At 62.8% G+C, this 9,365-nt stretch carries 9 protein-coding genes; 3 read left to right on the top strand and 6 right to left on the bottom strand.

All coding sequences use genetic code 11. The annotated features are described in order from the left end of the window. Positions 1 to 175 precede the first annotated feature (175 nt). The 6 genes from glnT to AC2FNA_RS02775 form a co-directional block, all read right to left on the bottom strand. A complete protein-coding gene (glnT, locus tag AC2FNA_RS02800) occupies positions 176 to 1,504 on the bottom strand; it encodes a type III glutamate--ammonia ligase (protein ID WP_234144967.1) in 1,329 nt (442 codons plus the stop codon). A 73-nt stretch (positions 1,505 to 1,577) separates the two neighbouring features. After that, entirely contained in the window at positions 1,578 to 2,930 is a 1,353-nt protein-coding gene (locus AC2FNA_RS02795; RefSeq protein WP_234140843.1) for an FMN-binding glutamate synthase family protein, read from the bottom strand. A 7-nt stretch (positions 2,931 to 2,937) separates the two neighbouring features. Then, positions 2,938 to 3,615, bottom strand: a complete 678-nt coding sequence (locus AC2FNA_RS02790; protein ID WP_011047312.1) for a GltB/FmdC/FwdC-like GXGXG domain-containing protein — start codon at positions 3,613 to 3,615, stop codon at positions 2,938 to 2,940. Further along, the gene (locus AC2FNA_RS02785) at positions 3,615 to 4,544 is read right to left on the bottom strand and encodes a class II glutamine amidotransferase (protein WP_496824293.1); all 930 of its coding nucleotides are present in this window, start codon (positions 4,542 to 4,544) and stop codon (positions 3,615 to 3,617) included. The genes AC2FNA_RS02790 and AC2FNA_RS02785 overlap by 1 nt, the downstream gene beginning before the upstream one ends. A gap of 146 nt (positions 4,545 to 4,690) precedes the next feature. Then, complete coding sequence (locus AC2FNA_RS02780) at positions 4,691 to 4,909, bottom strand: hypothetical protein (protein ID WP_496824291.1); 219 nt, start codon at positions 4,907 to 4,909, stop codon at positions 4,691 to 4,693. A gap of 12 nt (positions 4,910 to 4,921) precedes the next feature. Then, entirely contained in the window at positions 4,922 to 6,295 is a 1,374-nt protein-coding gene (locus tag AC2FNA_RS02775) for an ammonium transporter (protein ID WP_496824289.1), read from the bottom strand. Positions 6,296 to 6,539: 244 nt separating this feature from the next. Here AC2FNA_RS02775 and AC2FNA_RS02770 point away from each other — a divergent pair, with 244 nt between their 5' ends. The 3 genes from AC2FNA_RS02770 to AC2FNA_RS02760 are packed head-to-tail and all read left to right on the top strand — an operon-like array spanning position 6,540 to position 9,354. Further along, complete coding sequence (locus tag AC2FNA_RS02770; RefSeq protein WP_496824287.1) at positions 6,540 to 7,685, top strand: aminomethyl transferase family protein; 1,146 nt, start codon at positions 6,540 to 6,542, stop codon at positions 7,683 to 7,685. A gap of 44 nt (positions 7,686 to 7,729) precedes the next feature. After that, on the top strand, positions 7,730 to 8,371 hold the full coding sequence (gene dmmA, locus AC2FNA_RS02765) for a dimethylamine monooxygenase subunit DmmA (protein WP_496824285.1): 642 nt from the start codon (positions 7,730 to 7,732) through the stop codon (positions 8,369 to 8,371). After that, the gene (locus AC2FNA_RS02760; protein WP_496824284.1) at positions 8,368 to 9,354 is read left to right on the top strand and encodes a PDR/VanB family oxidoreductase; all 987 of its coding nucleotides are present in this window, start codon (positions 8,368 to 8,370) and stop codon (positions 9,352 to 9,354) included. Before dmmA ends, AC2FNA_RS02760 begins: the two co-directional genes overlap by 4 nt. Positions 9,355 to 9,365 lie beyond the last annotated feature (11 nt).

Raw genomic sequence — 9,365 nt, 5'->3', positions numbered from 1 at the left:
GTCGATGGCCTGGCCGCCAATGGCGAAGACGCCAACGGGGCCGTCGAGGACAAGGTCAAAGCCCAGGTCGCAGACCTCTGCGCCAGATTCCCGATCTATCCAAACCTTTGACCCCGAACAGAAAAGGGCCGCTGCGCACTCGCAGCGGCCCAAAACATGGCACCCTTGATATCGCTCAGATATCGAGGGTGTTTTCCTTTTCCCAGCGGCTGAAATGGGTCACGAAGGAATTCCATTCCTGCATCTTCATCTTGATGTAAGAGGACGAGAACTCATCTCCCATGCTCTGCTTCAACTCCTTGTCGCGGTCAAACTCGCGGATCGCGTCCAGCATGTTGAGCGGCAGTTTCGGCGCTCCGCGCACCTTGTGGCCCTCGGCATACATGTCGATGTCCCAGCGCTTGCCCGGATCGGCCTTGGATCGGATGCCGCTGAGACCTGCGGCGATGATCACCGCCTGCAACAGATAGGGGTTCACCGCCCCGTCGGGCAGGCGCAGTTCGAACCGGCCGGGGCCGGGGACGCGCACCATATGGGTGCGGTTGTTGCCGGTCCATGTCACCGTGTTGGGCGCCCAGGTCGCGCCTGACATGGTGCGCGGCGCGTTGATCCGCTTGTAGCTGTTCACCGTTGGGTTGGTGATCGCCGCCAGCGCGCTGGCATGTTTCATGATGCCGCCCAGGAAATGCTTGCCGCGTTCGGACAGGCCCACTTCGCCGGTGGGGCCGTCACCATCGCCTGCAAAGACGTTGACCTTTGATGCCGCCCCCGGCGCATCCCAGACCGAGATATGCGCGTGGCAGCCATTGCCGGTCAGCCCCTCGATCGGCTTGGGCATGAAGGTGGCGCGGAACCCGTGTTTCTCGGCCACCGACTTGGTCATGAACTTGAAGAAACTGTGCTTGTCCGCCGTCGTCAGGGCGTCGTCGAATTCCCAGTTCATCTCGAACTGGCCGTTGGCGTCCTCGTGGTCATTCTGGTAGGGGCCCCAGCCCAGCTCCAGCATATAGTCGCAGATCTCGCGCACCACGTCATAGCGGCGCATCACCGCCTGCTGGTCGTAACAGGGTTTGGCGGCGGTATCGAAGGGGTCGCTGATCTGGTCGCCCTCGGGTGTCAGCAGAAAGAACTCGGCCTCGATGCCGGTCTTGACATGCATGCCCTCGTCCGCGGCCTCGGCAATCAGGCGGCGCAGCACGTTGCGCGGGGCCTGGGCGACATCCGCGCCCTCCATCACGCAATTGCTGGCGACCCAGGCGACCTCGGGTTTCCAGGGCAGCTGGATCACCGACGACGGATCGGGCACCGCCAGCATGTCGGGATGCGCCGGCGTCATGTCCAGCCAGGTGGCAAAGCCCGCAAATCCCGCGCCGTCCTCTTGCATGTCGGCGATGGCCTGGGCGGGTACCAGCTTGGCCCGCTGACCGCCGAACAGGTCGGTGAAGGAGATCATGAAATACTTGACGCCTTTGTCCTTGGCGAATTTGGCCAGATCAATGGTCATTCTTGTCGTCCCTGTTGTCGTCTGTTTTTGAATTGGAAAGGGCGCGGGATGGCCTCGCGCCCCGGTTTCACACTCAGAACCCTGCGCCGGTCTTGCCGGGCCACCACTCGGTGCCGGCAAGGGGGACGCGGGCCATGGCGGCCGCCTCCATGGTCAGCGCGCACAGATCCTCGGGTTCGAGATTGTGCAGGTTGTTATGGCCGCAGGCCCGCGCGATGGTCTGCGCCTCGAGCGTCATGACGTTCAGGTAGTTGCGCAGGCGCCGCCCGGCATCCACCGGGTCAAGCCGGGCCTGAAGCACCGGATCCTGGGTGGTGATCCCGGCAGGGTCGAGCCCCTCGTGCCAGTCGTCATAGGCGCCGGTGGTGGTGCCCAGCTTCTGATACTCGGCCTCCCATTTCGGGTCATTGTCCCCCAGCGCGATCAGGGCGGCGGTGCCGATGGCAACCGCGTCGGCCCCAAGCGCCATCGCCTTGGCGACGTCGGCGCCGGTGCGGATGCCGCCCGAGACGATCAGCTGCACCTCGCGATGCACGCCCAGATCCTGCAGCGCCTGCACGGCAGGGCGGATACAGGCCAGGGTCGGCAGGCCCACATGTTCGATGAACACGTCCTGCGTGGCGGCGGTGCCGCCCTGCATGCCGTCCAGTACCACCACATCGGCCCCGGCCTTTACCGCCAGCGCGGTGTCGTAATAGGGGCGGGTGCCGCCTACCTTGACATAGATCGGTTTCTCCCAGGCGGTGATTTCGCGCAGCTCCAGGATCTTGATCTCCAGGTCGTCAGGCCCGGTCCAGTCGGGGTGGCGACAGGCCGAGCGCTGGTCGATCCCCTTGGGCAGGTTGCGCATTTCGGCGACGCGGTCGCTGATCTTCTGGCCCAGCAGCATGCCGCCGCCGCCCGGCTTGGCGCCCTGGCCGACCACGACCTCGATGGCATCGGCCTTGCGCAGGTCGTCGGGGTTCATGCCATAGCGCGAGGGCAGGTACTGATAGACCAGCTTGGTGGAATGGCCGCGTTCCTCGGGGGTCATGCCGCCGTCACCGGTGGTGGTCGAGGTACCGGCCTCGGACGCGCCGCGTCCCAGCGCCTCCTTGGCGGGACCAGACAGCGCGCCAAAGGACATGCCCGCGATGGTGATCGGGATATCCAGCTCGATCGGCTTTTTCGCAAAGCGCGTGCCCAGCGTCACCTTGGTGTCGCAACGCTCGCGATAGCCTTCGAGCGGATAGCGGCTGATCGAGGCGCCCAGGAACAGCAGATCGTCGAAATGCGGCACCCGGCGCTTCGCCCCGCCACCGCGGATATCATAGATGCCGGTGGCCGCGGCGCGGCGGATCTCGGCGTTGATCGGGTTGGAAAAGGTTGCCGACTGGATCGGCACCGTCCGCGGGGGAGCGTTTTCCTTGTTGTCTTTCACGGTCATGACTCCCTCAATACGCGTTGTCGACTTTGAAATTATAGAGCTGGCGGGCAGAGCCGTAGCGCTTGAACTCTTCGGGTTTGGCATCGCAGCCGCCGCGCGCCAGCAGGTCGCGCAGCAGTTCGATATGTTCGGGGCGCATCTCCTTTTCGATGCAGTCGGCGCCCAGCGACTTGACAGAGCCGCGCACGAACAGACGTGCCTCGTAGATCGAGTCGCCCAGCGCGTCGCCCGCATCGCCGCAGACGACCAGGTTGCCCGACTGCGCCATGAAGGCGGACATGTGGCCGACATTGCCATGCACCACGATGTCGATGCCCTTCATCGAGATGCCGCAGCGCGAACTGGCGTTGCCCTTGATCACCAGCGTGCCGCCATGGCCGGTTGCTCCGGCATACTGGCTGGCGTCGCCGTCGATCACCACGGTGCCCGACATCATGTTCTCGGCCACACCAGGCCCGGCCGAGCCATGCACATGCACGGTGGCCTGTTTGTTCATGCCCGCGCAGTAATAGCCGGTCGAGCCCATCACCTTGACCTCGATAGGCGCATCCAGCCCCACGGCGATGGCATGGCTGCCGCGCGGGTTCACGATGGTCCATTCGGTCTGGTTGGTCTCGTCCGACTGGGCTTGCAGCGTTGCGTTCAGGCCGCGCAGGCCGTCGGCTGCCAGGTCGTAAGTCTGCATTACGCGGCCTTTCCGGTTGGGGTTGCGGTGTCGCCATGGGTCCAGAAATAGACGGTGGCGGGTTCGGGTTCCCACACGCGGGCCTGTTCGATGCTGGGCAGGTTGACCAGCGCGCGGTACTCCGAGCCGAAGGCCACATACTGGTCGGTCTCGGCCATCACCGCCGGTTTGCAGGCGATCGGGTCGCGGACCACGCCGAAGCCGTCGCGGGTGCCCACGACGAAGTTGAAGAAGCCGTCCAGATCCTCCAGCGACTTTTCCAGCGCCTCGCCCAGGGTGGCGCCGGTCTGCATCTTCCAGGTCAGATAGGCAGCGGCGACTTCGGTGTCGTTCAGGGTCTCGATGTGGATGCCCTCGCGGCGCAGCTTGCGGCGCAGCGAATTGTGGTTGGAGAGCGAGCCGTTATGCACCAGACACTGATCCGAGCCGGTGTTGAACGGGTGCGCGCCCAGCGTGGTGACCGCCGATTCTGTCGCCATGCGGGTGTGGCCGATGCCATGGGTGCCGGTCATCGAGGCGATGTCAAAGCGCGCCGCCACATCGCGGGGCAGGCCGACCTCTTTGTAGATTTCCAGCGAGTCGCCAAACGACATGACCCGCACATCGGGGGCCACGTCCCGCAGCTGGCGGCGCAGCGCCTCGGCGGTGCCATGAGGTACATGCAGCACCGCGTGCGTGTCGCGGCGGCTCAGCGAGACCGGGCCACCGACCAGCGGCTGCACCTTCTCGGCCAGATCGGCAAAGTCCCGGTCGGGGTTTTCCGATTGCACTGTCACCTTCGAGGTGGTGGGCGAGGGATCGCCGTAAATCGCGATTCCGGCGCTGTCAGGGCCCCGGTCGGTCATGGTGATCAACATGTCAGTGAGCAGGGCGCCCAACTGAGGTTCTAGCGATTTGTCCTTCAGGAACAGTCCAACAATTCCGCACATTTCGGCGACGCTCCACGATTGTGATTCTGCCTGTCTTTCCCAGGCTCTTTCAGCAGGCTAGCACCGTAAATCCGAAGCCGCAACTGCTGTGAAACAAATTTCACTGATAGGCAAGGCGTGCGTGAGCACGCCTTGCCAGGATCGCTTTAGTAGCGTTCGACGCTTTTCTGGATGCGCTCATGGTCGAGTGCCCGTTTCTTTGCGCTTTCCAGATGGGCGTTCTCGCGCACGAACTGGATGCGGTGCCAACCGATCCAGAACAGCACCCCGATCACGGTCATCGCGACCTCCCAGCCCTGAAAGGGATAGATGGCGCCCACATTGGCCAGATCGACGGCCCAGCTTTCATATCCGATTGTCGACATATCCTGTTCTCCTTATTCCGCAGGCGACACTTTGGAGGCCAGATAGGCCTTGTCGGCTTCGATGATGGCTTCCTTGGCGTCCTCGTAGGCGTGGTGCTCGGCGTAATCGAGGCCCTCCAGCTCCACCTCCTCGGGGATGCGCAGCACGCCGGCGGCGGCCTGCATCTTGGCCACCACAAAGGCGGGCAGGAAGCCGAGGCCAAAGAACATGATCAGTGCGCCGATGAACTGGCCGACCGGGTTGATGGTGGCATAGCCCTCATAAGGCGAGGACGGCGCCCCCCACAGGACAAAGCCCGCGATGATCAGGCCGATGAACCCGGCATAGCCGTGTACGGCCACCGCGCCCACTGCGTCGTCCAGCTTGAACCGGCGCTCGACCCAGTAATGCAGGCGATAGACGATCACCACGCCAATGGCGGCGATGATCATGGCCTGGATTGGATGGTAGAGGTCATTGCCGGCAGAGGCGGTGATCACCCCGGCCAGACCGCCCGAGAAGGTCCAGAATGCATCGCCCTTGGACACCACATAGGCCGCCATCAGACCGCCCGAGAGCGACATCAGGAAGTTGAAGGTGATTGCCGACAGCGAGGTCGGTGCCAGATAGATGTTGGTTGCCGTCCAAGTGGTGCCAGTGATCTGGCCGCCGATCGCCTCGGGCGAGATCGCAGGCACGTTGCACGCGGCATAAAAGCCCCAGAACCCGGTATAGATCAGAAAGATCCCGATGGTCAGCATCCAGGGATTATGCGGCGGGATGTCCCGCGGCGTGCCATCTGGGGCAAATTTGCCGATCCGCGGCCCCAGAACCATGATCACCCCCAGTGCATAGCCACCGGCGATGGCGTGAATCACGCCCGAGGCATAGGCGTCATGATAGCCCAGATACTGGACCATCCAGCCGCCATAGTGCCAGCCCCAGGCCGCGTCGATGATCCACCAGACCGAACCGATCAGCACCGCATGCACCCAGAGTGCCGAGGACCGGATGCGCTCGATCACCGCGCCCGAGACGATCGAGGCCGCCGTCCACGAGAACAGCAGGAAGGCCGCCCAGAACACGCCGGTGATTCGGTCGGCGGCGTTCGGCCCCATGGTCTCGGCCCAGGGCAGGTTCGCGGCGCCCGCCTCGGTGTCCAGCCCGCCGAAGAAGGGGAACATCGGGAAGGCCCAATAGATCCACCAGCCGAAGAAAAAGAAGGTGACGGTGACCAGCGGGATCACCATCACGTTTTTCATTAACGTGTGCATATGGTTGCGTCGACGGCTGGCGCCGACCTCGTACATGCAGAACCCGACGTGAATCAGGAACATGAACACGACCGTCACCCAGTAGTAGAACTCGGTAAATACCGTCGTCAGTGCGTTAAGATTTCCATCCATTTCTGTCTCCCCGGTTGGATAACTCTGACTGCTGCGAAAGTTTTTTTCCTAAAAGGGAAGCTCTTGATTAAGCTTTGTGTCAACAAATTTAACTGAGGATAAAAATTTATGCAGGTGCAGAAAGTATACTTGCTCAGGGATTGGGCAAATATTCCCAGTAGGAAATTTTTTTTACGTTTGTGTTGATTTTTGTCCGGACATGGGTCTGAATGATGCAAACCGAACAGATCAGGGAGTCACAGAGATGGCGATCATCTACAGAACCTCCGCGCTTGCGCAGCGCCATGCCGAAATCGGCGGCGAGTTGGAGGATTGGAACGGCATGGGAACCGCGTGGTTCTATGACCACACCGACGAGCGGGCCAAGGCCGATTACGAGGCGGTCCGCACCAAGGCCGGGCTGATGGATGTGTCGGGCCTGAAGAAGATCCATCTGAGCGGCCCGCATGCCGCCGCCGTGATCGACCGTGCCACCACCCGCAACGTGGACAAGCTGATGCCGGGCCGGGCGGTCTATGCCTGCATGCTGGACGATCGCGGCCTGTTCATCGACGATTGCGTGATCTACCGGCTGTCGGTGAACAACTGGATGCTGGTGCATGGCACCGGCACCGGTCATGAAAGCCTGGCGATGGCCGCCTATGGCAAGAACGTCTCGATGATCTTCGACGACGACCTGCACGACATGTCGCTGCAGGGGCCGGTCGCGGTGGATTTCCTGGCCAAACATGTGCCAGGCATCCGCGATCTGGCCTATTTCGGCATCATCCAGACCAAGTTGTTCGGCAAACCCGTGATGATCTCGCGCACCGGCTATACTGGTGAGCGCGGATACGAGATCTTTTGCGAGGGGCGCCATGCCATCGCGCTTTGGGATGCGATCCTGGAGGATGGCAAGGACATGGGCATCCGCCCGGTGCAGTTCTCGACCCTCGATTTGCTGCGCACCGAAAGTTATCTGTTGTTCTATCCCGGTGACAATTCCGAGACCTATCCCTTTGCCGACGAGAATTGCGGCGACTCGCTCTGGGAGCTGGGGCTGGAATTCACCGTCTCGCCCGGCAAGATCGGGTTCCGGGGCGCGGAAAACCACTATGCCCGCAAGGGCAAGGAGCGGTTCAAGATCTATGGCGTCAAGCTGGAGGGCACCACGCCCGCCGATATGGGGGCACCGCTGCTCAAGGATGGCGAGGTCGTGGGCGTCGTCACCTTTGGCATGAATTCGGACCTGAACGGCCATAACGTGGGCATCGCGCGCATGCCGGTTGACTGTGCGGTGCCGGGCACCAAACTGACCGTGCGCAACGAGAATGGCACCGAAATCGCCTGCGTGGCCGAAGAGATGCCCTTCTACGACAAGGACAAGTCCATCCGCGCCGCCAAGGGCTGAGGATCACCGGGCAGGCGCCCCCGGAGGCGGGGCGCCTGTTCTTCTTGCGATCGGACCAACAAGGAGACAGCGACGGGATGTCCAAATTTCAGTTTCCACCAAGTATCGCCAGCCGCCCGGTCTATGGCACGCTGGAGGCGCGGCCGGGCAAGGCGCATCTGATGATCGCCGATGCCGAGGGCGCCGAGGCGCTGCTGGATCTGGCGGCAAGCGATGCCGCGCTGTTTGCCAATGCGCATATCATCTATATCCCCAAGGGCACCGGTGAGACCTATGTCGAGCGGCTACGCGCTCTGGGTCCGGCGCAATTCTATGTGGGGCCCAGCTATGCCGCCTCGGTGCAACGGATCCGCCGGGTGCTGTCGGATGCCCATATGGGGCTACAGGTCTATCTGGCCGGAACCGAGGGGCTGATGGGGCAGGCCCAGAACGAGGCGATGCAGGCGGGCATTCCCCATGGCGCGATCCAGACCGAGCATCGCGGCTCGGTCGCGCGGCGGATGCAATGCGTGCATTGCAAGGGCATCACCGAGGATGTGACCACCGATCCCTTTGTCTGTTCCCATTGCGGGCTGAACCTGTTTGTGCGCGATCACTATTCGCGCCGGCTGGCCGCCTTTCAGGGGGTGTGCATCGACGCCGAGGATCCCGGCAATGTCCCCGAAGCCGTGGAGCTTTACAAATGAGTGCAGCCCCCCAGAAAGCCAAGGCAGGCGCCGAAAAGATCGAGGTCACCGTCAGCGCCGTCGTGCCGCTCAACCCGCTGGTCACCCGGTTCGAATTCACCCGCCGCGACGGCCAGCCGTTTCCGCCCTTTTCCGCCGGTGCCCATACCGTTGTCGAGATGCGCGATGGCGAGCGGACCCGGCTGAACCCCTATTCGCTGATGTCCGATCCGGGCGATAGCAGCATCTATGCGATCTCGGTACGCCGCGACGACCAGGGCAGGGGCGGCTCGCTCTTCCTGCATAACAAGGTCAAAGTCGGCGACCCGATGACCATCACCTATCCGGTGAACCTGTTCCCGCTGGATCTGCGCGGGCGCAAGCATGTGTTCCTGGCCGGTGGCATCGGTATCACGCCGTTCCTGGCGATGATCGCGCATCTGGAGCGGATGGGCGGCGCCTGGGAGCTGCATTACTCCTGCCGCTCCAAGGAGTTGGGCACCTATGTGGACGAGCTGACCTATAAGCACCCCAACAAGGTGCATGTCTATTTCGACGATCAGGATCAGGCCATCGGGCTCGAGGATCTGCTGGATGGCCAGCCACTGGGCACCCATGTCTATGTCTGCGGTCCCAAGGGCATGATCGACTGGGTCCATGCCACCGCCGCGGCGCATGGCTGGCCCGACGAGAACGTGCATTCCGAGGAATTCCTGGCCCCGCAACCCGGCAAACCGTTTGAGGTGCGCCTGTGCAAATCCGACATCACCATCCATGTGGGCGAACATGAAAGCCTGCTCGAGGCGATGGAGCGCTGCGGCGTCGACGCGCCCTTCCTGTGCCGGGGCGGCGCCTGTGGCCAATGCGAAACCGATGTGGTCTCATCCGATGGCGACTTCGTTCATCGCGACCACTGGCTGGACGATGACGAACACGCCAGCGGGAAAAAGATCATGCCCTGCGTCAGCCGGTTTGTGGGCAAAAGCCTCGTGCTGGACCGGTAGAGGAGACCGCG

This window comes from Ruegeria sp. YKSD163, from assembly GCF_059612905.1.
The sequence above is the reverse complement of the archived record's forward strand: the minus strand, read 5'-3'. Positions and strand labels throughout refer to the sequence as shown.